The organism is Micromonospora sp. H33 (assembly GCF_052068455.1).
GTDB lineage: Bacteria > Actinomycetota > Actinomycetes > Mycobacteriales > Micromonosporaceae > Micromonospora.
Genome location: NZ_JBQHDE010000013.1, coordinates 125,810 through 151,572, shown reverse-complemented (window position 1 = coordinate 151,572; position 25,763 = coordinate 125,810). Strand labels below are relative to the sequence as shown.

Annotated in this window: 23 protein-coding genes; 9 read left to right on the top strand and 14 right to left on the bottom strand. The window is 71.3% G+C overall.

What is annotated here, in order from left to right:
- The first annotated feature begins 81 nt into the window (after positions 1 to 81).
- A complete protein-coding gene (locus ACTMS0_RS24075) occupies positions 82 to 2,475 on the top strand; it encodes an acylase (RefSeq protein ID WP_441157524.1) in 2,394 nt (797 codons plus the stop codon).
- 69 nt (positions 2,476 to 2,544) lie between these two features.
- On the opposite strand, the gene ACTMS0_RS24070 is transcribed toward ACTMS0_RS24075, so the two are convergent.
- On the bottom strand, positions 2,545 to 3,324 hold the full coding sequence (locus ACTMS0_RS24070; RefSeq protein WP_441157523.1) for a hypothetical protein: 780 nt from the start codon (positions 3,322 to 3,324) through the stop codon (positions 2,545 to 2,547).
- Between the two features lie 307 nt (positions 3,325 to 3,631).
- Here ACTMS0_RS24070 and ACTMS0_RS24065 point away from each other — a divergent pair, with 307 nt between their 5' ends.
- Complete coding sequence (locus tag ACTMS0_RS24065) at positions 3,632 to 4,252, top strand: hypothetical protein (RefSeq protein WP_441157522.1); 621 nt, start codon at positions 3,632 to 3,634, stop codon at positions 4,250 to 4,252.
- Between the two features lie 144 nt (positions 4,253 to 4,396).
- Here ACTMS0_RS24065 and ACTMS0_RS24060 read toward each other — a convergent pair whose 3' ends face one another.
- Entirely contained in the window at positions 4,397 to 5,287 is an 891-nt protein-coding gene (locus ACTMS0_RS24060; protein ID WP_441157521.1) for a DUF6454 family protein, read from the bottom strand.
- 318 nt (positions 5,288 to 5,605) lie between these two features.
- On the opposite strand from ACTMS0_RS24060, the gene ACTMS0_RS24055 reads away from it, so the two are divergent.
- The gene (locus tag ACTMS0_RS24055) at positions 5,606 to 6,850 is read left to right on the top strand and encodes a phosphodiester glycosidase family protein (protein WP_441157548.1); all 1,245 of its coding nucleotides are present in this window, start codon (positions 5,606 to 5,608) and stop codon (positions 6,848 to 6,850) included.
- Positions 6,851 to 6,979: 129 nt separating this feature from the next.
- Here the strand turns inward: ACTMS0_RS24055 and ACTMS0_RS24050 are convergent, their stop codons facing one another.
- From ACTMS0_RS24050 to ACTMS0_RS24020, 7 genes are all read right to left on the bottom strand, one after another.
- Positions 6,980 to 8,104: a mechanosensitive ion channel family protein gene (locus ACTMS0_RS24050; protein ID WP_441157520.1), complete on the bottom strand. Its 1,125-nt coding sequence runs from the start codon at positions 8,102 to 8,104 to the stop codon at positions 6,980 to 6,982.
- Positions 8,105 to 8,654: 550 nt separating this feature from the next.
- Positions 8,655 to 9,593 carry a replication-relaxation family protein gene (locus ACTMS0_RS24045; protein WP_441157519.1) on the bottom strand — a complete coding sequence of 313 codons (939 nt, stop codon included), beginning with the start codon at positions 9,591 to 9,593 and terminating at the stop codon, positions 8,655 to 8,657.
- Between the two features lie 459 nt (positions 9,594 to 10,052).
- Complete coding sequence (locus ACTMS0_RS24040; protein WP_441157547.1) at positions 10,053 to 10,820, bottom strand: DUF2637 domain-containing protein; 768 nt, start codon at positions 10,818 to 10,820, stop codon at positions 10,053 to 10,055.
- Positions 10,821 to 11,676: 856 nt separating this feature from the next.
- Positions 11,677 to 12,054, bottom strand: a complete 378-nt coding sequence (locus ACTMS0_RS24035; protein ID WP_441157518.1) for a nuclear transport factor 2 family protein — start codon at positions 12,052 to 12,054, stop codon at positions 11,677 to 11,679.
- 59 nt (positions 12,055 to 12,113) lie between these two features.
- Entirely contained in the window at positions 12,114 to 12,446 is a 333-nt protein-coding gene (locus ACTMS0_RS24030) for a winged helix-turn-helix transcriptional regulator (RefSeq protein ID WP_441157517.1), read from the bottom strand.
- Complete coding sequence (locus ACTMS0_RS24025; RefSeq protein WP_441157516.1) at positions 12,446 to 12,766, bottom strand: pyridoxamine 5'-phosphate oxidase family protein; 321 nt, start codon at positions 12,764 to 12,766, stop codon at positions 12,446 to 12,448. The genes ACTMS0_RS24030 and ACTMS0_RS24025 overlap by 1 nt, the downstream gene beginning before the upstream one ends.
- Positions 12,763 to 13,521, bottom strand: coding sequence for an NAD(P)-dependent oxidoreductase (locus ACTMS0_RS24020; RefSeq protein ID WP_441157515.1), 759 nt, complete (start codon positions 13,519 to 13,521; stop codon positions 12,763 to 12,765). The genes ACTMS0_RS24025 and ACTMS0_RS24020 overlap by 4 nt, the downstream gene beginning before the upstream one ends.
- 9 nt (positions 13,522 to 13,530) lie before the next feature.
- Between ACTMS0_RS24020 and ACTMS0_RS24015 the strand changes: the two genes are divergently transcribed.
- Positions 13,531 to 14,115: a TetR family transcriptional regulator gene (locus tag ACTMS0_RS24015; protein ID WP_441157514.1), complete on the top strand. Its 585-nt coding sequence runs from the start codon at positions 13,531 to 13,533 to the stop codon at positions 14,113 to 14,115.
- 306 nt (positions 14,116 to 14,421) lie between these two features.
- Entirely contained in the window at positions 14,422 to 16,032 is a 1,611-nt protein-coding gene (locus ACTMS0_RS24010) for a DHA2 family efflux MFS transporter permease subunit (RefSeq protein WP_441157513.1), read from the top strand.
- Between the two features lie 67 nt (positions 16,033 to 16,099).
- Here the strand turns inward: ACTMS0_RS24010 and ACTMS0_RS24005 are convergent, their stop codons facing one another.
- A complete protein-coding gene (locus ACTMS0_RS24005; protein ID WP_441157512.1) occupies positions 16,100 to 19,369 on the bottom strand; it encodes an NACHT domain-containing protein in 3,270 nt (1,089 codons plus the stop codon).
- Positions 19,370 to 19,820: 451 nt separating this feature from the next.
- Complete coding sequence (locus tag ACTMS0_RS24000) at positions 19,821 to 20,141, bottom strand: GYD domain-containing protein (RefSeq protein ID WP_441157511.1); 321 nt, start codon at positions 20,139 to 20,141, stop codon at positions 19,821 to 19,823.
- 437 nt (positions 20,142 to 20,578) lie between these two features.
- On the opposite strand from ACTMS0_RS24000, the gene ACTMS0_RS23995 reads away from it, so the two are divergent.
- On the top strand, positions 20,579 to 21,232 hold the full coding sequence (locus ACTMS0_RS23995) for an 8-oxoguanine DNA glycosylase OGG fold protein (RefSeq protein WP_441157510.1): 654 nt from the start codon (positions 20,579 to 20,581) through the stop codon (positions 21,230 to 21,232).
- Positions 21,233 to 21,266: 34 nt separating this feature from the next.
- Here the strand turns inward: ACTMS0_RS23995 and ACTMS0_RS23990 are convergent, their stop codons facing one another.
- The 3 genes from ACTMS0_RS23990 to ACTMS0_RS23980 form a co-directional block, all read right to left on the bottom strand.
- Positions 21,267 to 21,635, bottom strand: coding sequence for a DUF4180 domain-containing protein (locus tag ACTMS0_RS23990; RefSeq protein ID WP_441157509.1), 369 nt, complete (start codon positions 21,633 to 21,635; stop codon positions 21,267 to 21,269).
- Complete coding sequence (locus tag ACTMS0_RS23985) at positions 21,628 to 22,059, bottom strand: helix-turn-helix domain-containing protein (protein ID WP_441157508.1); 432 nt, start codon at positions 22,057 to 22,059, stop codon at positions 21,628 to 21,630. The genes ACTMS0_RS23990 and ACTMS0_RS23985 overlap by 8 nt, the downstream gene beginning before the upstream one ends.
- A gap of 77 nt (positions 22,060 to 22,136) precedes the next feature.
- Positions 22,137 to 22,277 carry a hypothetical protein gene (locus ACTMS0_RS23980; protein ID WP_441157507.1) on the bottom strand — a complete coding sequence of 47 codons (141 nt, stop codon included), beginning with the start codon at positions 22,275 to 22,277 and terminating at the stop codon, positions 22,137 to 22,139.
- Between the two features lie 33 nt (positions 22,278 to 22,310).
- Here ACTMS0_RS23980 and ACTMS0_RS23975 point away from each other — a divergent pair, with 33 nt between their 5' ends.
- From ACTMS0_RS23975 to ACTMS0_RS23965, 3 genes are all read left to right on the top strand, one after another.
- A complete protein-coding gene (locus tag ACTMS0_RS23975; RefSeq protein WP_441157506.1) occupies positions 22,311 to 22,511 on the top strand; it encodes an NAD(P)H-binding protein in 201 nt (66 codons plus the stop codon).
- A 16-nt stretch (positions 22,512 to 22,527) separates the two neighbouring features.
- Positions 22,528 to 23,328 carry an SGNH/GDSL hydrolase family protein gene (locus ACTMS0_RS23970; protein ID WP_441157505.1) on the top strand — a complete coding sequence of 267 codons (801 nt, stop codon included), beginning with the start codon at positions 22,528 to 22,530 and terminating at the stop codon, positions 23,326 to 23,328.
- Positions 23,329 to 23,804: 476 nt separating this feature from the next.
- Positions 23,805 to 25,685: a hypothetical protein gene (locus tag ACTMS0_RS23965; RefSeq protein ID WP_441157504.1), complete on the top strand. Its 1,881-nt coding sequence runs from the start codon at positions 23,805 to 23,807 to the stop codon at positions 25,683 to 25,685.
- The last annotated feature ends 78 nt before the right edge of the window (positions 25,686 to 25,763 follow it).

Genomic DNA, 25,763 nt, shown 5'->3' with positions numbered 1-25,763 from the left:
ACTTTCACCACTAGCGTCGGTCGGGCATGGACAGTCAACTCGGGGAGGACGTCCCATGAGCCACCACCAGAGAGCCGCCCGATGAGGCCCCGCCGACTCGCCGCCGCAGTCACCGCCCTCGGACTGGTCGCCGCCGGCCCCACCGTCACCGGCGGCACCGCCGTCGCCCACGGCCGCGGCTACTCCGCCCTGATCCAGCGCGCCTCGTACGGCGTACCGCACATCACCGCCCGCGACTTCGCCAGCCTCGGCTTCGGCGTCGGCTACGCGCAGGCCGAGGACAACGTCTGCCTGATCGCCGAGCAGATGGTCACCGTCAACGCTCAGCGGTCCCGCTGGTTCGCCGCGGACGCCCGCAACGTCAGCAGCGACCTCTTCCACCAGAAGGCCATCGACGACCGGGCCGCCGAGCGGCTGCTCGTCGGCCCCCGCGACGGCCTCCGCTCACCCTCCAATGAGGTACGCGACCAGATCCGCGGCTTCGTCGCCGGCTACAACGCCTACCTGCGGGGCGCAAAGACGATCACCGACCCGGCCTGCGCCGGGAAGCCGTGGGTACGCCCTATCACCGAGCTGGACGTGTGGCGGGCGAACTGGGCGCGGATGGTCCGGGCCAGCTCCGGCGCGCTCGCCGACGGCATCGTCGCCGCCGCGCCGCCCGTCACCAACGGGAGCAGCGCCCCGTCCGCCACCAACGGAAGCAGCGCGCCGCCCCGCGCCGACGGGACCAGCGCGCCGGCGAGCGCCCCGCAGGCGGAGGCGGTCGTCGCCGCCCGCGACGGCGCGCCGGCCGGGGTGGGCAGCAACGCGTACGGTCTGGGGCGAGACGCCACCGCCAGCGGCGCCGGCATGCTCCTCGCGAACCCGCACTTCCCGTGGGACGGCGCCGAGCGCTTCTACCGCATGCACCTCAAGGTGCCCGGCCGGTACGACGTCGAGGGCGCTGCCCTGGTCGGCGACCCGCTCGTCGAGATCGGCCACAACGGCCGGGTCGCCTGGAGCCACACCGTCTCCACCGCCCGCCGCTTCGTCTGGCACCGGCTGACCCTGGTGCCCGGCGACCCGACGAGTTACCTCTACGACGGCCAGCCCCGGAAGATGACCGCCCGCACGGTCACCGCACAGACCCCGGGCGGGCCGGTCAGCCGTACCCTCTACGACACCCACTTCGGCCCGGTCGTCGTGGTGCCGGGCCGCTTCGACTGGACCGCGCAGGCCGCGTACGCGATCACCGACGTCAACGCCACCAACAACCGCGCGCTCGACGGCTGGCTCGCCATGGGCCGCGCCAGGTCGGTGGGCGAGCTGCGGGCCGTGCTGGACCGGCGGCAGTTCTTGCCCTGGGTCAACGTCATCGCCGCCGACCGCGACGGCCGCGCCCTCTACGCCGACCACTCCGTCGTGCCCCGGGTCACCGGCTCCCTCGCGGCCGCCTGCATCCCGGCCCCCTTCCAGCCTCTGTACGCCACCAGCGGCCAGGCCGTCCTCGACGGCTCCCGCTCGGCCTGCGAGCTGGGCCGGGACCCGGACGCCGCGGTGCCGGGCATCCTCGGCCCGGCGAACCTGCCGACGCTGGTCGGCAGCGACTACGTGACCAACTCCAACGACAGCTACTGGCTTGCCAACCCGGCCCGCCCGCTCGAGGGCTACCCGCGCATCATCGGCGACGAGCGGACCGAGCGCAGCCTGCGGACCCGGCTCGGCGTGCACCAGGTGCGGCAGCGGCTCGCCGGCACCGACGGGCTCCTGGGGAAGGGCTTCACCACCGGCAAGCTGTGGGACGTGACGCTCGGCAACCGGGCGTACGGCGGCGAACTGGTCCGCGACGACCTGGTCCGGGCCTGCGAGGCGCAGCCGACGGCCACCGCCTCCGACGGCACCACCGTCGACCTGACCGCCGCCTGCGCCGCCCTGCGCGGCTGGGACCTGCGGGTCGACCTGGGCAGCCGGGGCGCGCACCTGTTCACCGAGTTCGCCCTGGCCGGCGGCCTGCGCTTCGCCGACCCGTTCGACCCGGCCGCCCCGCTCAACACGCCGAGCCGGCTCGCCGTCGACGACCCGAGGGTACGCACCGCCCTCGCGGACGCCGTCCGCAAACTGGCCGGCATCCCGCTCGACGCCCGCCTCCGCGACATCCAGACCGAGCCGCGCGGCACCGAACGCATCCCGATCCACGGCGGGCGCGCGGAGGCCGGCGTCTTCAACATGATCATCGGCGTGTTGCAGCCCGGCGTCGGCTACCCGAAGGTGCGGCACGGCACCTCGTTCCTGATGGCCGTCGAGCTGGGTCGGAACGGACCGTCGGGCCGGCAGATCCTGACCTACTCGCAGTCGGCCAACCCGAACTCACCCTGGTACGCCGACCAGACCCGGCTGTACTCGGGCAAGGGCTGGGACACGATCAAGTTCACCGAGCAGCAGCTCAAGGCCGACCCGAACCTGGTCACGTACCAGGTGGGGGAGCGGCATCACTGATCAACCGGGTGCGGGCCGGTGGCCCATGGCCACCGGCCCGCACCCGCTGGCGTGCTGAAACGTCGACCGTCACAACTCAGGGAGAGGCCCTCGCATGGCAGGAAGCCTCTTCTGCTCGGTCACCGCCAGCGGGCTGCCCTCTGGAGAGAGCAGCTTGATCAGGTCGAGCAGATTGTCCTGAAGCTTGATCAGGCGCGTGTTGCCGTCGTGGCCGGCCGACTCGACGGTGTCCACCTCGGCCCGCAACCGGTCGAACCACTTCGCGAACTGAGGATCGTTGTCCAGCTTGCCGCAGAATGCGGCGTACCCCATGACTTCCAGGCCGCCGCCCTGCGGCGACTCGTCTCGGACGAGCATGAGCTCCCCGAGGGCCCGTTGCTGCCCTCGAAAGAGCCGAAACGGTCCGGTGACCGAGTCACTAGCGAGGATGTGCGCGCTCCGGCCGATAGCGTCGAACAGTGGCTCGACGGTTTCTAATTTCTTTCTGTCCCAGAAGCGCTGGTCGCGTCGGATGATTTCGAGCCAACCCAGGTACTCGGCGAGCACGAAGACGGTGTTGTCCCGTGCGTACCGCTGCTCCTCGGCGTCCCCGGAACAGAGGTAGCGACTGAGGAAACCCAGGCTGATCCCGTTGTAGAGACGGGACTGCAGCGACTGGGCCGACCAGAGCAGCGGCTCTCGGTAACGCCGGAACAGTTCCTCGGCAAGGTCCCGTTTCGCCTGTCGGTCGGCCTGCTGCTGCAGCTCGTAGCTGGCGACGGTCGTCCGATGGCTGGCGATCGCCGACACGAGCGCGCAGGCGAGGGCGACGCCGGCGGACAGGACTGCTACGGCGACTTCGGGTTGCATCTATACAGCATGCCGTAGTCGGCCCGTTTCCGTCGGTAGTCCGCGCCCGCCGATGGGTCAGTCTGCCGCCGGTCGGGGAGTGGTCTTGCGCTCCGGCGCGCGGTGCTTGACCGACAGGACTTCCGCCCTCCGACGGGCCGGGTCACCTCGTCCCGTCGGGAAGCCTCCGCTGCAGTCGAGTGGCTGGCCGCCCAGTCGCAGATCGCCGCGAGCGGTTTCACCAGCGGCCCCGCCCACCGCAGCGCTTGCATAGATCGCGTTGACTGCGACTGATAGACCGAGAGGGGACCCGCGCGAAGGAGATGCCGTGAGTGAGGAGATGCAGGATCGAGCGCTGGCTGCGGCACTGGCCGACGCCGCGGCGATCCGGAGCACCATCGAACGCAAGGCGACCCACAACCAGAACGTCATCGGTCTGCATCTCACCGTCGTCGCGGCGGTGGCCGGCTTCATCCTCGCCGAGAAGGCCGACCTCCGCCTGCTCCTTCTCCTGCCGCTCATCAGCGCCGCGCTGGGCCTGAACGTGGTCTCGCAGTACCGGGACATCCGCATAGCGGGTGAGTACATCGAGCAGGTGCTGCGCCCGGCCATCGCGCAGCACACCGGAAACGGAACCCTCTTCGGCTGGGAGACGTTCTACTGGAAACGGAAGCACGACGGGCACCTGGCCCAGGCGGCGGCCATGGGTCTGATCTTCCCGGGCGTCTCCACGCTCGCCCTGGCGATCACCCTGCCCGCTGTGCGCACCCTGACCGATCGGCTCGCTTGGGCGGTCGGGGCGGGGATGCTGGTGCTCCTGCTTGCCTCCTGGACGAACCGGCTATCGGAGATGGCCCGCGCCCGGCGCGTGCGGCTCCTGCGACGGCGAATGCGGCCGGCGCCGGCGGCCAACACCGGGGAGGTTGAGGCGGAGCCGGCGGCCGGTTGACCGACCAACCCGTCAGTCCTGCTTGCCACGCCAACTTTCTCACCGCCTGGTGACGCGCCGGACAGACGTGCGGAGGGCTCTTTCCCGCAGGGTCGCGGGAAAGAGCCCTCGTGCGTGCGGCGCCGCTGGCGCCCGTGAACAGGGTCAGCCGATCGGGGCCTCGTATACCAGCAGCTCAGTGCCGGCGCCCTCGTTGTCGTCGTCGGGTGCGGCGAACAGCCGAAGCTTGTCGCCCGCCACCTCGAGCGCGACCGGGTTGCGCGTCACGACGTGCCCGGCGGTGGAGAACTTCGGGAACGGGATCTCGTGCAGGATCTGGTTGTCGCGCAGGTCCAGCAGGGCCAGTCCGCCCAGCTCGTAGCTTCCGCCATCCGCACGCGGCAGCCCGGTGATCCCGGAGCAGATCTGCTTACGCCAGCCGCTGTAGTCGCAGTCCTGGTAGTCGACGAGGTGGCCCGGGTTTGCCTCCTTGCTCAACTGGTGGCCGTTCGGCGTCCAGGAGTACTGGGTGCGCGAGCCCCAGCTCACGCCATGCACCTTGCCGCTCACCCGGTCCCGGACCACCCCGCCGACGTGATCGGCGACTCGGAACGCCTCGGTGACCTGGTAGGTCTTCGGGTCAAGTCGGTAGACGATCGCCTTGCTGTTCGGCCGATACTCCGCGACCGGTACCCACACGGACTCGCCGTCGAAGTCGATGCCGCCCGGGTGGTACACCGTGCCTTGGCCGAGCTGCACGTCCTTGAGGAGGTTGCCCTGCCGGTCAAGGACGAGCACGTGCCCGACACCCTTGCCCGGCGTGCGGTCGTATCCATCCACGGGCTGCGGATAGGGCACCGGCCGCTCGATGATCTCGACAGCCGACATGAAGATCTTGTCGCCGACGAGCGCGAAGCCCTGCGGGTGGTGCGTCGGAAAGCGCAGCGGGATCTTCTGCACCTGCTGCCAGGCGGTCGAACGGGTGGTCTTTGCGAAGGCGACCGTGACCGCGTCGTCTCGGTGCTGCTCCGTTGCCTGGGCAGACGTGGCGACCATGGCAACCGCCGCAACAACTGATCCGGCAAGGACGGCGATGTGAGCGCGTCGCATCGGTTTCCCCTCTGCAGATGGACCGACGCGAAGCCTGCACGACCGAGGTGACCGGGCAGTGGCGCTGCGGCCGCGATCTGGTGTCCGCGAAGGGCCGCGCCAACTGTCGGTGCCGCTCACAACCGCCTCCGCCCGGGTAAGCCCTTTCACCACAATTCGACTCGGTGTCAGGTGGAGTCGGGTACGTGGTTCTGTGGCGCCGTGAGGGTTACGGGCATGACTGTTTCTACTCCTACCCTGTCCCGCTTCCGCCGTACCGGGGCGATCGCGGCTGCCGCGTTGGCCGCGGTGGCGCTCGGTGCCGTTCCGGGAGCCCGCGCCGAGGCCGCCGGCGGCACCCTCCCGCTCGGCGACGCAGACCTGACGGAGGTACGCACCAGTCATGCCCTGGCCGACGGCGTCACCCTGACCCGGATCGTGCGGGGCAGCGAGCCGGCGCCCGCCGACCAGATCAACACCACCACCCGCGGCCCGTGGGTGGTCAACGTGCTCACCATCGACCCGAGCAAGGCCGGCGGGCACCTGAAGGCGACCTACGGCCCGGACCTCAGCCAGGTCGAGAAGACCACGGACCTGGTACGCGACTCCGGCGCCCTGGCCGGCGTTAACGCCTCCTTCTTCACCTTCACCGCCAGCCAGCTCTACCCCGGTGACCCGGTCGGCCTGGGGCTGTTCGGCGGGAAGCTGCTCAGCGAGCCCACCACCGACCCGGCCGAGGTCACCTTCGTCGTCGACGCCAACAGCAACCGGGCCCTGACCGGGAAGCTGACCTGGTCGGGCAGCGTACGGAACCGGCAGACCGAGGCCACCCTGCCGCTGGAGTTCATCAACCACCCGCCGGTCGTCCCCGCCGGCTGCGCCGCCCTCGCCGACCAGACGCAGTGCACCCTCCCCGGCGACGTCGTCGAGTTCACGCCCGAGTTCGCCTCGGCCACCCCGGCCGGCGCCGGCGTGGAGGTCGTGCTCGACCGGCTCGGCTGCGTGGTGCGCACCTCGACCACCCGCGGCACCACCCTCGCCGTCGGCCAGACCTCGCTGCAGGCGACCGGGCGGGACACGGTGGCGCTGCTGGACCTGACCGAGCAGGGCTGCGTGAGCAGCACCTCGACCCTGACCGACGGGACGGGCGAGGAACTTCCCGTGCGGCCCGGGCTGTTCGGGGTGAACGGCCGGTACCCGTTGACCGCGGACGGCCAGATCGTCGTACCGGCCGGCTCCGGCAGCTTCTTCGCCCGCAACCCCCGTACCATCGCCGGAACCACGCGGGACGGGAAGATCGTGCTCGCGACCATCGACGGCCGCCAGACCACCAGCGTCGGCACCACCATGGACGAGACCGCCGCCGTCGCCCAGGCGCTCGGCATGCACGACGCGGTCAACCTCGACGGCGGCGGCTCCACCGCGATGGCCGTCGAGGGCGCTCTGGTCAACCGGCCGAGCGGGTCGGCCGAGCGGGCCGTGGGGGACGCGCTCATCTACGTTGATGGGCCGTACCGCAGCGGGAACTGACCGTCTCCGAGCAGGCGCCCGGCCGAGCGCTGGTGACCGCGGACCGGATCGCCGTCGCGCACCGCGACCAGGTGGCGGCGATCCGGGCGCGGCTCGGCGAGGCGGGCGCGGGAAGGTCAGGGGTCCGGGCTAGGGGTGGTACTCGCCGCGGGTACGCGGCAGCCACTGCGGGTGCTGGTCGCGGACGTACTTGACCAGGCCCTCGCGCAGGTCACAGCGCAGGTCCCAGGCGCTCGGCCCGTCAGCGGCCGAGACGCGCACCTGAACCTCCAGCGTCTGCGGCGTCACATCGACCACCTGGAGGGTCCAGAGCGCGCGGTCCCACAGCGGCGACTCCTCGACCAACCGTCGCGCCTCGCGCCGGAGCTGCTCCACGTCGGCGGTGTAGTCAAGGTGCACCCGGAGCTCGCCCACGACCCGGGCTTCGTGCCGTGTCCAGTTCTGGAAGGGGCGGTCGGTGAAGTAGGTGGTCGGCAGGATCAGCCGGCGCTCGTCCCACATCCGTAGCACGACGCTGGTCAGCTTCACCTCCTCGACGCGACCCCACGCGCCGTCGACCACCAGCACGTCGTCGACGTGTATCGCGTCGGTGAAGGCGATCTGCAGGCCCGAGAAGGCGTTCGCCAGGGACGTGCGGGCGGCCACACCGATGAGCACGCCGATCACACCGGCCGAGGTCACCAGGGACACTCCGACCACTCGCACCTGCTCGTAGCTCATCAACGCGACCGCGATCGCCGCTAGCGTCACGATCACGGCGGTCATGCCCCGGATCAACCGGACCTGAGTACGTATCCGCCGTTGCCGCCGGTTCACCGTCGGTTCGTGAGCGAGACGCCCCAACGCGAGGCTCTCGGTGACCTGCAGAAATCTGATCACCAGCCACGCGCAGGCCGCCGCGAACGCCAACAGGAGTCCGTGCCGGAAGGCCGACACCCACCCGTCCGTCATGCGGGGTACCGAGGCGAACAAGGCCCCGATCACCAGGACAGCCACCGCGGGCAGGCGGCAGGCTTCATACACCGGTCCGACGATCCACCCGTAGCGGCCCTTGGCCGCCCACCGGAAGAAGGGCCTGGCGAGCCAGGCCACGAGCAAGGCGGCAACAACCCAGGCCACGACGACCAGCAGTGCGCGCATTCCTCCCCCGAACGTGGCGCTGATACCCGACATCACGGTGACAACCGCCGTTTGGGGCCGCCGAACCGACCGATGCGCCCGACCATCCGCGCTCGGCTTGTCCGGCGTCGCCACCGCGGTCGGCGTCAGCCGTCGTCCCACGCACCGGCGTGACCAGAGTCCGCCGTGCCGGAACAGCGGACTGGCCGGGCGATGCGGTTACCCGGCGAGGATCGGGGTGAAACAGGGTGCAGTTGACGTTGCCGCGGCACGTCACGACCGCCCAACGTCGGCCGGCGCCGTCCCAGACAGGAGGAAAGCCTCGCCGCCTGGGCCTCGCCGCGGCTCGCGCCGGGACTCCGACAGGCTCTAGATGTTCTGCCCAGAGAGGTTGGGGACGCGGCCGGCGGGTGGGCCGCGACGGGTGCGCCGCTCACGGGATCTGTCATCACGGCGGGGTGGCTGGTTTGAGTGAGCGGGCGGTCGTCGGGTCTGTCGCGGGAGACCGCCGCTGACAGGTCCGGGAGAGCTGACAAGGCTTGCCGGCCGCCGCACCGGCGGTCTACCGCCCGCACCCGCTCAACCCCTGGGCGCCCCTCGCCGAGGGGTTGAGCGGGTGCGGGCGCGTTCCGGCGGCGTGTGCGCCACACTCGCCGCCGGAACGCGCCGCCCGCCCGCCGGCTCATCAGGCCGCTCGACTGTCCGGGCCCGGCCCGGGGAGGGTTGGGAACTCGGCGTCGTGATGGGTGTCGGTGTAGGGCAGGTCGATGAGGCGGTGGCGGCCGGCGCCGAGGCCGGATAGCTGCCACACCTGCTCGGCGGGGCTGGTGCCGGTGGTGGCGCGGAGGTCGGCGGTGGTGGTGGCGATGATCGCCCGTGGCCTGGTGTCGGCGAGGCGGTGGTGCAGGTTCGCTTCCCGCCGCGCGGACGGTAGGTGGAACAGGACCGGCCATGCCCAGGTGCTCATGGCGTACAGCCGCTCGTACTTGCCAATCTTCGCGGTGAGGACGTCGAGGCGTTCGCGGCCGGTGTCGTACTCGAGGAAGAACGGCACCGAGCGGTCCTGCTCGGTCCACACGCCGGCGCCGTCCGGGCGGGGCAAGCCTGTCGCTCCGCGGACCATCATCTGCGGGTCGCCGCCGCTGCGGTAGAACACCCCGGGGTCGTGGAACGCCGAGGCGGGCTGCCACCGGTCCAGGCGCGTGTCCGGGTGGGTGCGGGCGTGGGCGGCGAGGTCGATGAAGACCTGGTTGCCGCCGAGCAGGTGCGGCAGGTCCGGCCGCGCCGTCAGGGCTTGCTTGCGGCGGCGGGCCTGGTCCCTTCGGGGTGCTCCGAGCCCGCGTTGGGCGTGAACGTGCTCGTAGCCGAGCTGGTTCAGCACGTAGTGGTACGGGTACGAGCCGCCGTAGGCCCGGTTGGGTCGGAACCGGTCTGTCGCGCGCAGGACAGTGAGGCGGCGCAGCCGGCGTTGGGCGAAGTCCAGGGATGGGAACAGGGCGATGGCGATCTGGTCGGTGGTGAGGACGCCGTGGTCGTAGAGCCAGCCGAGGAGGCGGTCGTCGCGGGCGGTGATGCTGGCCTGCAGGCGCAGCAGCGGATCGGGAGCCGCAAGCGGTCTACGCATGGGCGACCCCTGGGGGGACACCCCACAGATGAGGGTGTGTCTGGAGCCGATCAGGGTCGGTGAGAGTGGGCCTGACCTGGGCTGTGGGCGGGATCGGGGGATCGGTTCGGGGGTCAGTATCAAGACGGACGGTGCACCGGGGATCGACACCGACACCGGCACGGCCAGCCACACCGGGCCCGCCGTGCCCGTGGTGTGAGATAACGCGTGACGCGAGTCGGTGACAACCGTGGTGGGACACGTGGGGGTCGCTGAGTTGGATCAGCATGCTCCTTGCTCCTTCGTGGATCGGGATACGGAGTGCAGGCGCGACGCAAACGCTGACCGCTCCGCCGTGGCTGGCGGCCTTGCTCTGCCAGGTCGGGTCAGGTTCCGTCAGACGGTGGGCGTCCTGACCGACGCGCGCGCTGGTCTCACCGGGACGGCTCGGCCTGACAAAAGTCGCCGGTCGTGGTTCTGTCACGCGGCTTCCCGCTGTGACGGATCCGGCGTGGGCGCGGTGGCCTCGGCGCGTAGGACCCGCACGAGCGCCGAGGCGGTGGCGTTGGACAGTTGATACCCGTCCGCGCGTAGCAGCCGGGCGAGTTCCTTGCGGGACAGCGGTGTCCCGTGGGCGGCGAGGGCGCGGGCGGCGGTCCGGGCGGCCGGGACCAGCGCGGTGATCTCCGGGCCTCGGTCCCGGACAGGCGGACCGCTGTCGCGTCGGTCCGGGACCGCCGGGTCCTGGTCCGCCGGTGCGGGGACCGTGGTGGTGGAGTCCCGGACCGTGGCGGTGTCCGAGGGGACCGGCAGCGGCGCTGCTGGGACCGCCTCGCGGGTGTCCGGGACCACAGCGTCAACGATCAGCGCCGGGCCTGGCTCAGCCCGCATGGGCCGGGCGGTGCGGTCGGGTGGGGCGGGGTCGGCACGGCCGAGGGCGATCTTCACCATCGCCAGGAAGCCCAGCGCCGGCAGCGCGGCGGCGATCCAGCCGATCACCGACGCCTCCGCCTCCACGACCTGGGCTGCCAGGGACAGGAACACCGCCACTGTCAGTACGGTCGCCGGGAAGGTGACGCTCTTGCCGAGGCGCCGGTTGCGGCGCAGTTCCAGACCGGCGGCGATCGAGGTCAGCTCCAGCACGACCGCGTCGGCCCAGGCCAGCCAGCCCGGCTGGCCGTGCGCGGCCGCGACGTCATGGACGTGGCGGAACGAGGCGGCGCCGGCCGCGCCGCCGATCAACAGCATGATCAGCACCTGTATCCGGCTCTCCAGCCGCTCCCGCCTCGACCGCACCTCGGCGGGCAGGTCGGGGGCTCGGTGCTCAGGTGTCGCCAACGGCCCACCACCTGTCGACACGTCGCTCGGGTGAAGCCCCGACTGGGGTCGTCATGCGCAGGCGGACCGGGAAGGTATCTGCCGGCGTGGGTGAATTGATGTGGGTTGAGGTCATGTTCGTGCTCCAGCTCGTTGGTAGGGATTCGAGGTGCGGCGATGTGGGGTGCCGTCCAGGTCGCGCCTGCCCGCTCGGATCAGTTCTCGCCGCAGGCGCGACCCTGCCGGGTGACGCTCGGCCGGGCGGACCCCTTGTGTGTGCACGGGGCCGGTACATCGCTGTGGTCGAGTCAACGAACATGCCCGGCCCCACGCAGGGGCAGGCAACAGGGCAGCAGGTGTGGCCACAAGCCACACAGCAGGCTGCAGGCAACAGGCGGGCACAGGGCAGACGGCTAAGCCGAGCCACGAGGGTCAACTCACCACCGACAGCGTCGGTCGACGCCAGGGTGGGTGCGCTCAACTCGCCGACAGGCGGTCCTTCATGTGGGGCCTCCCCTCACTCAACGTCCCCGTCAGCGTGGGCGCGAACAAGAGCAGGCACCCCAACTTTGGGAGTGCCTGCCCGCTGCTTTGCGGCCGACCGCGCCAGCCGGCGGTGCGGGAACGTACGTCCAGTACGCCCCGGCAACCCCCGTCGAGTCAACCCAAATCGGAGGGCATTGCGCGTCTGCCGCACCCGCCGAAGAAGTGTGATTGCCGTGCCGACGTGCGCGACGGGCGCCGGCCGCTTGCCGAGGCGACGGAGGTTGTTGTGGACGCCGCCGAATCAGTAGCGTTCGACCAGATGGGCGCGGCTGGCCGGAAGCTCGTACGACTCAGGCCAGAAGTCGGTGATCCGGGTGATCCGGCCATCGTCTCCGATATCGAAGAAGCACAGGCCGGGCTGCGGGCCTTCTGGCCCGGTGAACTCGATCCAGCTTGCGGCGTGCAGGTGCTCGCCGATGATCCGCTGGACGGTGATGTGCCAGTCGTAGGGGAAGCCTTCCACGTTGAACCGGATGTAGGCGTCCCGGCCGCGAACCTGCTCCCTGGTCTGGGGGCCGCGGTAGACCACATCGTCGGCGAGCAGAGCGCCGAACGCATCCCAGTCCCGGGCCTCCGCTGCGGCCCAGTAAGCCGCGACCACCTCATGCGCGCTGGTCATGCCGGCAGAGTACCCGGGCGATGGGACACCGGCCGCGCCACCGAAGTCGACCTAAATGATCACGATCTACTGTGGCTCATCGCCCAGTCGCAGATCGCCGCGAGGGTCTTCTCCAGCGTGTGGCCGAGATCTGTCAGCTCGTACTCGACGTGCTGCGGCGCGGTCTCCCTCACCACCCGGCGGCTCACGAGCCCGTCAGCCTCCATCCCGCGCAGCGTCTCGGTCAGCATCTTCTGGCTGATCCCCGGCAGGCGGCGGCGCAGCTGCGCGTGCCGCTGCGGCCCGGCCAGCAGCGCGTAGATCAGCAGGACCCGCCACTTCACCCCGAGCCGCTCCAGCGCCTGCCGGGTCGAGCAGCTCTCCTCCAGTACGTCGGGGATGACGAGCGCCATCAAACCTCCCGCCGTGGCATGGGCACCGCGAAGTGCCTTCTGGCCGGGGCCACCCCTTCGAGGGTGATCCAGCGGAACCCCTCGGCCTGGCACAGGGCGACGCGGGCGGCGGGGGCGTGCGTGACGTGGCGGGCCTTGTGGCTGGAGGCGACGGTCAGGACCCGGGCCAGGCCGGTGGCCGGGTCCCAGGTGAACCGGATGGCGGTGACGTGCGGCGAGCCGTCCGGCCGCACCGTCGTGAGGGTGCCCTGGTGGGGCGCGGTGAGGAACGCCGCAGCTCGTGCCGAGAGCGGCCGAACCGCCTGGCGCGGGCCCGTCATGTCCGCTTCCTCTTGGCGACGGCCTCCCGCCAGATCAGGCCCAGGATGCTCGGCCTGACGTCGGTGGTGATTACCGCCATCGCCCGCCGGACGAACCGGTCGTCGGTCAGCTGCGCCACCATGGCCGCCGCCAGGTCGACGCGCGCGGTGAAGAGTCCGTCGGCGACGTTCTCCTCGACGCGGTACCGGGTGACGGTCGGGTTGTCGAACAGCCCGGAGGGCCGGGCGATCGTCCAGTCCAGGTCGCTGTCGCGTACGAGGGCCTCCATGCGGCGCATGTCCTCGTGGGCGGTGCGGCCGAGTCGCCGGTTGACCAGCGGGTCCATGACGGTGTTGAAGAAGAACTCACCGGTCGGTCGCCATGTCGGGTCCATGACGCTGGAGCTGACCGTGACCAGCCGCTTCACCCCGTGGCGCCGCATCGCCACCACGATGTTCGCGACGCCCTGCGAGTACACCGTGATCGGTTTCGGGGAGAGCGGGACTCCCAGGCTGGACAGGACGGCGTCACTGCCGGCGATGGCGCGTGCGACGGCGTCGGGGTCGGCGACGTCGGCGGTGACCACGGTGAGACCGGGGCGGGGCTGGATGCTGCCCGGCCGGCGGGTGACGGCGGTGACCTCGTGGCCGGCGGCCAGGGCCTGCTCGGTCAGCTGGCGGCCGGTCGGGCCGGTGGCACCGAAGACGACAGTACGCATGTGTGCTCGCTCCTCGTGCGGGTTGGTGGCGTTGACGGTGCCGCGCGAGAAGCGCAATATTCAACGGTGCTGAATAAAACCCGGGGGCGTCCCCGCGGTAACCCCGACACCAGGGCCCGCATCGCCGCCGCCGCCCGCGAACTGTTCCTGGAGCACGGCTACAAGGGCACCACGGTCCGGGCGATCGCCGCCGCAGCCGGCGTCGACTCGGCGCTGATCAGCTACCACTTCGGCTCCAAGCAGGGCCTGTTCGGCCAGTCGCTGAACCTGCTGTGCGTGCAGCCCGGCGCCCTCGATCAAGCCCTGCAGGGCGACCAGGCCGGCCTGGCCGACCGGCTTCTCACCGCCGTCACGGCGCTGTGGGACGCCACCGCGCCCACCGAGAACCGCATGGCGTTAGAGGACGACGACACGATGCGCGCGTTCCGCGGCTACCTGGAAAGTGAGCTACTCGTCCGCATTGCTGAATTTCTCGGCGGCCCGGACGCGACCGAGCGTGCCACCGCCGCGGTCGGCGTCATCGGCGGCCTGATCTTCACCCGGTACCTGAACCCGATCCGTCCGATCGCCGCCCTGTCCCCGGCCGAGGTACGGCGCACCTTCGGCCCGGCGCTGCGAGCCGCCCTGCACGCCCGACCCCGCCAGCGCTGAGTCCGGTCGGCCGACGCGACCGGGCGGGTCGGCGCGGTGGCTCATCCGTTCGGCTGAATCGCGGTCGGCTCCGTGTCGTAACCGTCACGTCTTCGCCGCCCGGGCCGTCATCGCCATGCTCACCACCGGGCCGGCCGTGGTCGTCCTCACAGGTCTGCTGGCCGCTAATCCGGGGGCGGAGTGTCGGTGGCGAGGGCTAATCTTCCTGCGGGCTTCACCCCTGCGCACGTCGTGCCTGCTCATCGGCGGGCGCCGCGCCGCCACCCACCGCTCATCCGTTCGGTCGATCCGACTTCAGGAGACTTCGTGACACAGCAATCCGTCGCGGCACCACAGCCTGTCCCGACATCGGACAAGCTCGACGCCGCGGTGCTCAAGGTGGCGGGCGTCGTCGTGCTCGGTGCGATCATGTCGATCCTCGACGTGACGGTGGTCAGCGTCGCGCTGCCGACGTTCCAGAACGAGTTCGACGCGTCGTACGCCCGCGTCGCCTGGACGATGACCGGCTACACGCTCGCGCTGGCCACGGTGATCCCGCTGAGCGGGTGGGCCGCCGACCGGTTCGGCACCAAACGCCTCTACATGATCGCCCTGGCGCTGTTCACGATCGGGTCCGGCCTGTGCGCCACCGCCGACAGCATCGGTGAGTTGATCGGCTACCGGGTGCTGCAGGGCCTCGGCGGCGGCATGCTCATGCCGATCGGCATGACGATCATGACCCGGGCGGCCGGGCCGAACCGGATCGGCCGGCTGATGGCCGTCCTCGGCATCCCGATGCTGCTCGGCCCGATCGGCGGCCCGATCCTCGGCGGCTGGCTGATCGACGTGGCAAGCTGGCACTGGATCTTCCTGATCAACCTGCCGATCGGTGTCATCGCGCTCGTCTACGCGCAGATGGCCCTGCCGAAGGACAGCCCCGAGCCGTCCGAGTCGTTCGACTTCCTCGGCATGCTGATGCTCTCGCCGGGTCTCGCCCTGTTCCTGTACGGCGTCTCCACGCTGCCCGAGGCCGGCACGTTCGCCGACCCCGAGGTGTGGGGACCCATGCTGGTCGGCGCCGCGCTGGTGGTGTCGTTCGTCCTCTACTCCTTCAAGCCCCAGCACCCGCTGCTCGACCTGCGACTGCTCCGCAACCGCCGACTGACCATCGCGGCGGTGACCCTGTTCGTCTTCATCATCGCGTTCATGGGTGCCGGCCTGCTCTTCCCGAGCTACTTCCTGCAGGTGCGCGGCGAGTCGACCCTCGCTGCCGGCCTGCTGATGGCGCCGCAGGGCCTCGGCGCGATGATCACCATGCCGATCGCCGGCGTGCTGGCCGACAAGGTGCCGGTCGGCCGTACGGTGCCGTTCGCGCTGCTGCTGATCGTCGCCGGGTTCTTCACCTTCACCCAGGTCGACCCGAACACGTCGTACGTGCTGCTCTGCGGCTCGCTGTTCGTCATGGGCCTGGGCATGGGCGGCACGATGATGCCGATCATGACCTCGGCGCTGAAGACGCTCACCGGCCAGGAGGTGGCCCGCGGCTCCACGCTGGTGAACATCCTCCAGCAGATCGGTGGCTCCGTCGGTGCCGCGGTGATGTCGGTGATCCTCACCAACGAGCTGAACGGCTCCCGGCTGATCCCCGGCGCGACCGACCCGAACGGCAACCCGGTCACCGAGGCCGGGCTGGCCATCGCCGCCCAGCAGCGGCCGGAACTGCTCCAGCAGATGCCGGTCGACCCGTCGTTCATCGAGCGCGGGATCGACTACGCCGCCAGCTCCTTCGGCACGACGTTCTGGGTGGCGTTCGGGCTGGTGCTGCTGACGTTCATCCCGGCCGCGCTCCTGCCCCGCCGGCGCGAGCCGTCGCACCTGCTCGACGACCAGCCCGGGGAGCCGGGGCAGCAGCCGAAGACGCCCGTCGTCGTTCACTGAGCCGACCGTCGGGGCCGCCGGATACGTCCGGCGGCCCCGACGGGACGCCGACCCGGCCCGTCACCGCTCACTTCCGCCAGGCCGGGGCCATCCGCTCCGACATCTCCCGCCAGAACGTCCGCAGATCGTCCCGGTTGACCGCCTGCCAGTCCGCCCGCCCCGGCGCGTGGAACCAGTGCCCGACCAGGTCGATCTGGTGCGCGCAGAACACCTCGTCCATCTGGTACGGCAGCTCGTCGCCCTTCGGCGGCAGCGGGCAGAGCCGGAACGGGCAGTCGTCGATGCACGTGGAGCCGGGCTGGACGTCGTGCGCCTGGCGGCGGCTCAGGGTGACCCGCATGGCGGTGCGGTCGATGGTGAGGCACGGCGGCAGATCGGCCCGGCTGGCCCGGCTGAGCCGGCGCGCCCGCTCGTCGTTGTCCCGGCCCCGGTCGGCCAGGTTCATCAGCAGCATCACGTCGGCGAGGAGCCGCTGGGCCCGCGGCTCCAGCACGGCCCAGCCGTGCGACGGCGGCAGCCAGACGTCCTGGAGCCGGCGGATGCCCGGCTGCGGGCTGACCGCTCCCACCCGCCCGACGATCTCCCGCTCGTCCAGCCAGCAGTACCGCTCGGGGTGGCGGTCGATGAGCGCCTGGACGCACAGGTCCGCGACCTGGAGGACGAGCGGATGGGCCGTACCGCTGCCGGGCTGCGGCGCCCGGTCGCCGCCGCCGGCGATGGAGATCCAGAAGCTGACCCGGCCCCGCGGGTCAGAGCCGGCCCCGTGCTCGCGCAGCGTCTCGCCGGGGTCGCGGGGCAGGGTGAGCAGGGTCAGCGCCTGGATGAGCACCAGATGCGAGTACCAGAACCGCGAGTGCCGCAGCGCCTTCTCGGCCTCCTCGATGAGGGTGCTGCGGTGCGGCGGGTACGTGCGGCAGTTGGCGGCCAGCCGGAACCCCTGCGCCAGCGTCAGCTCGTAGACCCGCGCGCCGTGGGAGGCGTTGGTGGCGAGGCGGTGTACCCAACGCCGCAGGGTCTGCCGGGCAACCTCCCGCCAGTCCTGTCCGCCGGGGTCGTGCCGGCCCTCGGCGAGGAGGAACAGCGCCGGCGCGATCCAGGTCCGCAGTTCCTCAAGGCGTTCCCGCCCCTGCGTGTCGGCCCCCTCCGGCGGCTGGTCGAGCAGGCCGTGCAGCTCTCTGACGGCCGCGTCGCCGCCGATGGCGATCTCGCGCGCGGCGGCCAGCCTCGGCAGGTACGACCGCTCCGCAGCCATCGTCAGGAACAGCTGCCCGTACTGCGGGGTCGGCGGCTGCCGCAGCAGCCCGGTGGACTCCGGGGGCCGCTCGGCGAGCTGCCGGGCGGCGTCACCGAACCGGCGTACGAGGGCGATCTTCGCGTCCTCCAGCGGGCGGTCGGTGACCGAGCCGTCCCCCTGGTATTGGGGCCAGGCGTCGCGGACGGCAGTGGCCAGCTTCTGGTGCGCGGTGTGCCCGGTGGCGGCGTCCATCTCCAGCGCGGCCGCAAACAGCTCCAGCGCCCGAGTGCGGTTCCGCGTCCCGACCGCCGCGTCGAGAAGCCGGTGTACGAGGGTGACCGAGCGCTTCCGGGTGACCGTGGCGTCATCGGGGGCGAGGTGCACCGTCTCCCGGACGACGCCACCGAGACGCAGCAGGCTTCCCTGCGGCGACGGCAGTGACCCCCGGCCGTCCCGCCGTTCGAACGTGCCCCCGCTGCGGGTGTACAGGGTGAGCGCCGCCAGCAGCTCTCGGCCGGGACCGTGGCTCGGGGTGAGCGCCCGGTCGAGGTAGTCGCGGTCGCGCATGGCCGCGGTGAGATAGCGCGAGCCCAGGTACGCCTGGATCACCCCGTGCTGGAAGCGCACCCCGTCCTGCCGCTTCACCACGACGTTCAGCGCGTCGCCGGTGGTCTCGGCGAGCCCGATGTCCTGCGGGTTGTCCGCGCTGAGCTTGCACAACCGGGACCGCAACTCGGCCAGGACCCACTGCCGGCCCGCGTCGGCCGCGCCGTCGCCACCGGTGAGTTCTGTGGTACGCACGTACAGCCGATTGTTGCGCAACCCGATACAGGCCAGCGCGGAGAGCACCTCCATCGCGTCGGACCGTTCGGTCTGCGGCATGCCGTAGTCCTCGTACAGGTCACCGGCGATTATCGCCGCATACCACTCCTCCAGCAGGCTCCACCGCAGCCCGGACCGGCCCTGGCCGGTCCACTCGACGCGATCGAGGCGGTCCACCTCGAAGAGCTGGCCGATGATCCGCAGGTAGAACGGCGAGTCGGCGACGTCGGCCTCCTTGACCAGCTGGGTGATCCGCTCCCACCGGTGCCGCGCGTCGGCTCGGCGGCCGCGCGCCTCCACGTACTCCAGGGCGGCGCCCTCGCCGAGCGGCTCCAGTTGCAGCAGCAGCGCGTCCAACCCGCGTAGCGGATCGTCCGGGCGCGACGCGACCACCAGAGGGAGGCGTTCGCGGACGGCGCGCCGGACCGCCTCGCGGAGCACGCTGTCCCGGTCGGCGGGCTGCGCACCGTCGGCCAGCACCTCCTCCAGCCCGTCGGCGAGCACCACGATCCGGTTCTCCAGCCAGAGCCGCCGCCACACCTTGTCCGCCTCGCCCCCGGCGTGCAGTTGGGTGTCGATGGCGCGCTGGAACTGGTCGCGGGCGAGTTCGTGGAAGTTCAGCTTCCCCGGATCGGTCACCGACCGCAGGTCGATCCCCACCGGTACGACGTTGGTGGCCATCAGCATCTCCGCCAGGCGGACCAGCGTGGTCGTCTTGCCGGTGCCGATCCCGCCCACCAGCAGCAGCGGTCGCCGGTGGTGCTCGTCGCGGAGCCGCTGGATCATCAGCTCGCAGAGTTCGTCCCGGCCGACCACGTCGATCCGGGCGATGTCCCGCTCCGCCGTGGGGATCACCATCCGGCGATTGCGCACCGCCTGACCGCCGTACCAGCGGCGGACCCGCAGGTACCGCCAGAACAGGAAGACCGCCAGGCCCAGCGCCAGGGCCAGCGGGCCCTCGACGAAGCCCTTCACCTGCCCGCAGTAGTACCCCCGCGGCGGGTCTCCCGCGCACCACCTCGATATGCCGATGGGCTCGGTGTCGAGGATCATCAGGACCAGGGCGAGGACGTTCCACGCCACGAGCACCGCGGCGGCGCCGAGGATCGCCCACCGCAGCCCGCGGTGGTGCCGCCAGATCATCCGGTGGTCGGGTCGCTGGTCCGTCCGCCGGCGGAGGTGCCGTTCGGTCCGGCGTTCCCGTCGGGTGCGCCACCTGCGTCGGCGCTGGCGTAGCCACAGCTCACCCACCCAGACCGGACCACGTTTCGGCCCGCGCATGGGACACCCCAATGATCGACATGGTCGGGTACGGGGACGGGGGCCGCGAACACCCCTGCCGCGTCTCACGCTAACGCCGGTTCCCGCAGGTCAGTGCCGCGTTCCCGCATTCTCGGCCGGCGGAGGGGCGGGTGCGGGCGTGAGCTGGCCCCTCCGTGACGGCTCAGCCGGATGTCGACCACCGTTCCCGCCGGAGGCGGAGCTGCGGACCGGGGGAGCACTCGGCCAGGTAGCGCCGCGCGGCTCGCCGCAGGGCCGGTCCGCGTCCAAGCGGACTTCGCCGGCCGGCTCGACGACTGGCTGGCAGGAGACGGCGGAGGCCGGCCGAGGCGGACCTGCCACGCTGCGCGATCCGGCGCACTGCCGGTGGTACGCCGAGCAGGGCCGCTCGGCCTGCGCCGCCTGCTCCCACGTGGTCACCGGCGCACGACCGAGCCAGTGACCGGCGCGATCAGACGCCCGGGGGTGTGTACTCGACCTTCTCCCGGGTCGCCTGGTCGACCTCCTGCGGCGTCAGCACCGGCGTGACCCGGGTGTCCAGGCCGCCCGCCGCCCGGATGTCGATCGCCAGTCCGGCGGCGGTCTTGTGGTCCGGCAGGTCACACACCACGTACGTGTCGTCCGCGCCGAACCCGAAGTACATCGACTCCATCGTCCCGCCGGCGTTCTCGACCATCTTTCGTACGACATCGGCACGCTTGGTGCCGCCGTCCTTGCTCAGGCCCTTCATGCCGTCGACCGTGTAGGTCGACCTCAGCAGGAACTTCGCCATCTCGGCACCTCCCCAGACGCTGCGGCAACCGGCTCAGCCCGTACCTTGCCGTTGGACGCGCTCGCGGCCCTCGACCTTGGCGCGGCCCTGATCGCGCTCGCTGCCGGAGCTTCCGGTCGCCGTACGCAGATGCCGGGCCTTCGGCGAATGCTCGACCGGAGAGCCCTGGTGTCCGCGTGCCCCGCTGCCGGGATGGCGCCGTCCGCGGGCCGACTCGCCGCCGGGATCATGCTTGTTCGGCTTGTGGCTACCCATGGGCCGCGCGTACCCGGTACGGCGGCCACTACGCATCCCGTCGATGAGCCGATCGGGACGGGGATACCGCGATATCCCGTTCTCGGGCGGTGGAGCGCCCCGACGCGTCGATAGCGTCCAGGACAGCCGGATCGGGATGTGCGGGCAGGGGGCTCGCGGCCGCCGGTGACGAGGAGGACGCGGTGACCGATCTGAGCACCCATGCGCTGCCCGGCGAGCTGGCCGCCGTCACCGTCCACATCGATCGGTGGCGCGCCGCGCTGCCGCCGGACGCCTGGCCGGGCCGCTTTCCCGAGACGGGCGTCGTGTGGCGGCGGGACGTGTTCGCTGTCGCCGACGCGTGGCGGGCCGGCGAGGCGACACCGCGCCAGCTGCTGAGCGCGGTGCTGATGTGGGGATACGGCCCGATCGGGTACGGCCCCTGGCGCACCGCGCGCTCGCTGGAGGGTGACCCGGACGGCACGCGACACGCCCTCGACGGTCTGCGGGCACCGATCCTCGACGAGGACGTGCTGCGCACCGCCTACCGGCGACTGCGGGATCCGAAGGAGTCGCGGCTGCCCCGGCTGGGGCCGGCGTTCTTCACCAAGCTGCTCTACTTCGCCGGCTACCGGCGGGGTGCGGGCGGCCTGCAACCGCTCATCCTCGACAGCGTCGTGGCGCGACGGCTGCCGGCCGGGTCGGGGGTGAGCCGCCCGTCGGCGTGGCTGACCGAGGAGTGGCTCTCCTACCTGAGCTGGGCCGCCGGCCAGGCGCACCGCCGGGGGATCGAGCCGGAGGAGGTGGAGATGGCGCTGTTCCACGACCGCTGGGAGCCGGGCTCGGGCACGCCGTAGGTTAGGGCCGGGCCGGCACGTCAGTGTGCGGGTGTCAGGCCGCCTCGCGCAGCCGCTCGTCGAGCGTGTCGAGGTCGGGCACGAACCAGACGTGCCCGCCCTGGTTCGACTCGTGGACGAGGGCCCGCAACGCCGACGATTCCGCCAGGTACGCCGAGATGTCGCCGACGATCGCGAGCCGCAGCCGGTAGTTCACGAACTTCTGCATGATCTCGCCGGCGAACCGGGTGCCCAGCGAGAAGAAGCGCGCGTCGAGCCGGCTCGCCGGTACGGCCACCACCTGCGCGCCGAGGAACGCCGACCCGATGAGGTCGAGCGCGTCCTGCTCGGTGGCGATCACCGGCCCGGCGGGGTCGAGCACCAGCACCGGTACGCCGGCCCGCTCCTGGATGTCGTCAGTCACGGCCGAGCACCCCGTCGAGCACGGAGTCGACCAGGCGCAGCAGGTCGGCCGTGGCGGTCGGGTCGCCGAGGATCACGAGGGTCATGCGGTTCCGTTCGTCGTCGAACATGGTCTGGAGGCGCAGCGGGGGACCGGGATCGTGACGGGTGGCCGCCCCGGCCTGCAGCAGCGTGCCGAGCCGGTCAGCCGCGGCCCGGTCGACGCCGTCGATGCGGACGATGCTCGACACTTCGACCGGGCCGGCCGGAGCGGGCGCGGCGGCCGCCACACCGGTCAGCGCCGCCAGGTCCCGGGCGGCGATCCGGTACTGCTTGCCGATCCGCACTGCCCGCAGCCGCCCGGAGCGGATGTAGCCGCGCACCGTCCGTACGTGCAGGCCGAGCCGTTCCGCCACCTGCTCGACCGAGTACAAGTCTTCCTTCATCCTTCCCTAAGTGTAGCGGGTAGGGAAGGTTAGGGAAGGACGAGGTCCGAGTTGCGCCAACTCCTCGGGTTCTGCGGTCAGGACGGGGGCGCGAGGCCTGTGAGCAGCGTGCGGACCAGCGACGTGGCGAACTCGTCGACGCTGGGCCGTTCCTCCTGGACGAAGTGACCGAGGAACGCGCGGTTGAGGCAGGCGCCGAGCAGCAGGCCCGCCGCCACGGCCGGGTCGACGTTCGCCTCATGGAGGAGCTGGTGAGCCTCAGCGATCTCAACTGGACGATCGTCCGCCCGCCGAGGCTCACCAACGGGCCGCGTACCGGCGAGTTCCGGACCGCGGTCGAGCGCAACGTGCCCGGCGGGAACCAGCTGTCCCGCGCCGACCTCGCCGACCAGATCCTGCGCTGCCTCGCCGACGACGGTACGGTCCGGGTGGCGCTCGCCGTCGGCTATTGACCGGCAGGAGGTCGCCATGAAGAAGCGGATCATCGTCTCGGTGTGCCTGGTGTTGGCCGGCGTGCTCGCCACCCTCGGCACCGCCGGATACCGGGCATTCCTGCGCCCACCGGCCAACCCACCCTCGCAGGCCTGCGGCGACGAGCGCGGCGACCGGCCGGTCGTGGTCGCCGCCGGTGCCAGCATCACCCAGGGCACGCTCGGCGGCGACTGGGTTGGTGCGCTGCGCGCCCGGCCGGAGTTGCAGGGGTACGAGTTCGTCAACGCCGGGGTCAACGGCAACACCAGCGCCGACCTGCTGGGCCGGATCGACACCGACGTCATGGCCTGCCGCCCGGCCGCGGTCACGATCCTCGTCGGCACCAACGACGTCCGCGACGGCGTGCCGGTCGACCGGTACCAGGACAACATGGCCGCGATCGTCGAGCGGATCACCGCAGGTGCCACCGCCCGGGTCGCGCTGATGTCCCTGCCACCGCTCGGCGAGGAGCTGGACAGCGAGATCAACCGCAACCTGTCCGGGTACAACGCGGCAATCCGGGAGGTGGCCATCCGCGCCGGGGTGGACTACGTGCCGGTTCACGAGCGGATGACCGGCCTGCTGGCGCAGCGCGGCGACCGGCAGCCGTACGACTTCAGCTTCCCGCTCGCGCTCTCCGCCGCCACACAGCACTACGTGCTAGGCCGTAACTGGGACGAGGTGGCCCGGGCCGGTGGCCGGGAGTTGCTCGTCGACCACATCCACCTCAGCGACCGGGGCGCCGCTCAGGTCGCCGACCTCGCCGCAGAGTGGCTGACCCGAACGCAGGCGCAATGAAGGCCGAGTCAGCCCTGGGCCGGCGCCTCCTCGCCCTCCAGCAGCCGGCCCAGGCCGGTAGCGCCGGGGCCGATCCGCTTGATCTGGCTGTTGAAGGGCATGTGGATGTTGCCGTCGGCGTCCATCGCCAGACTGGCGTGGCCGTCGTACTCCTCGCCCAGCGGGTAGAGCTGGCCGGCCGCGTCGAGGCTGTCGAACCACGTCTTCTGACCGCCACCCCTGCCGACGAACCGGCGCGGGCGGGATCAACGGGGCTGCGATGTCCCACAGGTCATCCGGCGCCAGGTACGGATCATGGCCTCGTCCACGGAAGCAGATCATGACTCCAGGCCAACGGCCATCTAAATGAGACACACCCTATGCGCACGGCTGCCACATGAACCCAGGTTGGACAGCCAGGGACGGCGTCGCCGGTAATCCGGTGTTAGCGTTCCGCTCACAGAAAAGCACCAATCGTGGAGTTCAGGGGAAGCCGAATGCACGTCATGCTGGCCTGGTTCGCTGCGGCCCCCGTGCCGGAGGAGACACGCCGAGCCCACCGGGCCCGTTTCGAGAGTGCACTGGCCGAGGTGGCGCCGGCGTCGTACCGCCGACACGAGTTCGGCTCTGACGACTGGGGCGTGGTCGTCCTGCACCCCGCCGATCCGGGGGCCTATCGCTGGCCGACGGTAGACACCGTGCACCCGGTCACCGCGGTTTCGCTGGGGCTACCGGTGGGGCTCGACGGGACCGGCGGCCCGGCGGCGCTGGCCGGGCGACTCCTCGCCGGCGAGGACGTGCACCGCGACGTGCTTCCACCGTTCGGACTGCTGGCACTCCAGGACACCGACCACTTCGTCCTGCAGCAGGACTGGCTCGGGATGTGCCGGGTGTTCACCGGCGAGGCCGGCGGGGTGACCGCGTTCTGCACCCGCCCCAGCCTGCTGGCCACGTTCCTGCATGGCGAGGTGCGGCCGGACCTTGACGGCTGGAAATCGTACGCGCTCTGCGGGCACTTCGGCGGCGACAGTTCCCCGATCGCCGGCACACGGCTGCTCCGCCCCGGGGAGCGGGTGACGGGCCGCCGGAGCGACAGCGGCGGCTGGACCATCGGCAGCGAAATCCGGTACGCCGTCGACGACGTGGTGATGAGTGGATTCGCCGGCCAGGGACGCCCGGTCGATGAGCAGCTGGACCGGGCGGCCGACGCCCTTACCACGACCGCCTCCAGCCTGCACCGGCTCTATGGGGACGAGATCATTCTCGGTTTGTCCGGCGGGAAGGACTCGCGGCTCATCGCCGCATCGCTGATCGCCGCCGGTCTGATACCCCGGTTCGTCACCAACGAGGACACCCGGGCGGAAGGCGAGGTGGCCCGGCAGCTCGTGCAGATCCTGCGAGACAAGCGCGGGCTGCGACCCGAACACCGGCTCCAGTTGGCCGGCGCGCCAGCCAGCGTTCTCGACACCGGCCTGGAAGAACGCGCCCGGCGACTCCAGCGGCTGCACGATCATCAGTTCCCCTCCACCTTTCTGGTCCGCCCGGCAGCCCGGCCGATGCTTCCCGAGCAGGTCAGGACGCCGGGCTTCACCGGTGCCGCCGGCGAGCTCGCCACCGGCTACTGGTATCCGCCGGCGGACAGCGACGTTGACCCGTCGCCGGAGCAAGCGAGCATGACCAAGCTGTTTTCGGCGCTGCCGAGGGCGGCGGCGGCCAAGGCGGTGGTCAGCGCCGAGCAGGCCCGGATCGCGGCGCTGTTCGACCACGCCCGCGGTATCGGCCTGAGCGACCTGCACCTGGCCGACTACCTCTACCTCGTGGAACGGATGCGCCGGTGGTGCACCTCCGCCTACTCGATCGGTACGGTCACGCCGTTCCTGGCACCAGGCTTCGTCGCCGCGACCTTCGGGTTGACGCCCGCGCAGAAACGCGACCGGCTGCTGCACAACCGGCTGCTCGGGCGGCTCGTGCCGGAGTGGGCGGAAGTCCCGTTCGTCAGCGTCGCCACCGGCCCGTCCACCGCCACCCGGGTGTGGGAGGGCAATGGGGTCATGGCGATCGCTAACCTGCTCGACACCGCGCACGGCCCACTCACCGAACTCATTCGCCGGCCGGCGGTGGAGCATTCGCTGCGAGCGGCAATGGCAGGTGGTCGGCCGAACGCCAAGGTTCTCCAGCAGTTCACCTGGCTGGCGGTCGCCTCCGAGCAGCTCGAACCGGGCACCACCAGGCCTAGCACCGGCGCTACCCACGCCCGCCTGACTGCCGCACCGCGACCACGCGAGCCGTTACGGATCGCGACCCGGCTGCGCTGGATCAAGCGGACCAGGCTTGGCAACCGGCTCTGGACGGAGGTCCGCAAGCGGGTACGCGGCTGACGGCGATCTCGACCGAGCGGATACCGTTCACATCGAGATGGAGCTGACCTTCCCTCTCGGCACGACCGCGGGTCAGAC

Bases quoted from the DNA above. Each gene is read 5' to 3' on its own strand.
- ACTMS0_RS24005 (WP_441157512.1), bottom strand. From the start codon at position 19,369: ATGCGCGGGCCGAAACGTGGTCCGGTCTGGGTGGGTGAGCTGTGGCTA.
- ACTMS0_RS23985 (WP_441157508.1), bottom strand. From the start codon at position 22,059: ATGAAGGAAGACTTGTACTCGGTCGAGCAGGTGGCGGAACGGCTCGGC.
- ACTMS0_RS23965 (WP_441157504.1), top strand. From the start codon at position 23,805: ATGCACGTCATGCTGGCCTGGTTCGCTGCGGCCCCCGTGCCGGAGGAG.
- ACTMS0_RS24075 (WP_441157524.1), top strand. From the start codon at position 82: ATGAGGCCCCGCCGACTCGCCGCCGCAGTCACCGCCCTCGGACTGGTC.
- ACTMS0_RS24030 (WP_441157517.1), bottom strand. From the start codon at position 12,446: ATGGCGCTCGTCATCCCCGACGTACTGGAGGAGAGCTGCTCGACCCGG.
- ACTMS0_RS24045 (WP_441157519.1), bottom strand. From the start codon at position 9,593: ATGCGTAGACCGCTTGCGGCTCCCGATCCGCTGCTGCGCCTGCAGGCC.
- ACTMS0_RS23970 (WP_441157505.1), top strand. From the start codon at position 22,528: ATGAAGAAGCGGATCATCGTCTCGGTGTGCCTGGTGTTGGCCGGCGTG.
- ACTMS0_RS24070 (WP_441157523.1), bottom strand. From the start codon at position 3,324: ATGCAACCCGAAGTCGCCGTAGCAGTCCTGTCCGCCGGCGTCGCCCTC.
- ACTMS0_RS24060 (WP_441157521.1), bottom strand. From the start codon at position 5,287: ATGGTCGCCACGTCTGCCCAGGCAACGGAGCAGCACCGAGACGACGCG.
- ACTMS0_RS24040 (WP_441157547.1), bottom strand. From the start codon at position 10,820: ATGCTGTTGATCGGCGGCGCGGCCGGCGCCGCCTCGTTCCGCCACGTC.
- ACTMS0_RS24025 (WP_441157516.1), bottom strand. From the start codon at position 12,766: ATGACGGGCCCGCGCCAGGCGGTTCGGCCGCTCTCGGCACGAGCTGCG.
- ACTMS0_RS24000 (WP_441157511.1), bottom strand. From the start codon at position 20,141: ATGGCGAAGTTCCTGCTGAGGTCGACCTACACGGTCGACGGCATGAAG.
- ACTMS0_RS24035 (WP_441157518.1), bottom strand. From the start codon at position 12,054: ATGACCAGCGCGCATGAGGTGGTCGCGGCTTACTGGGCCGCAGCGGAG.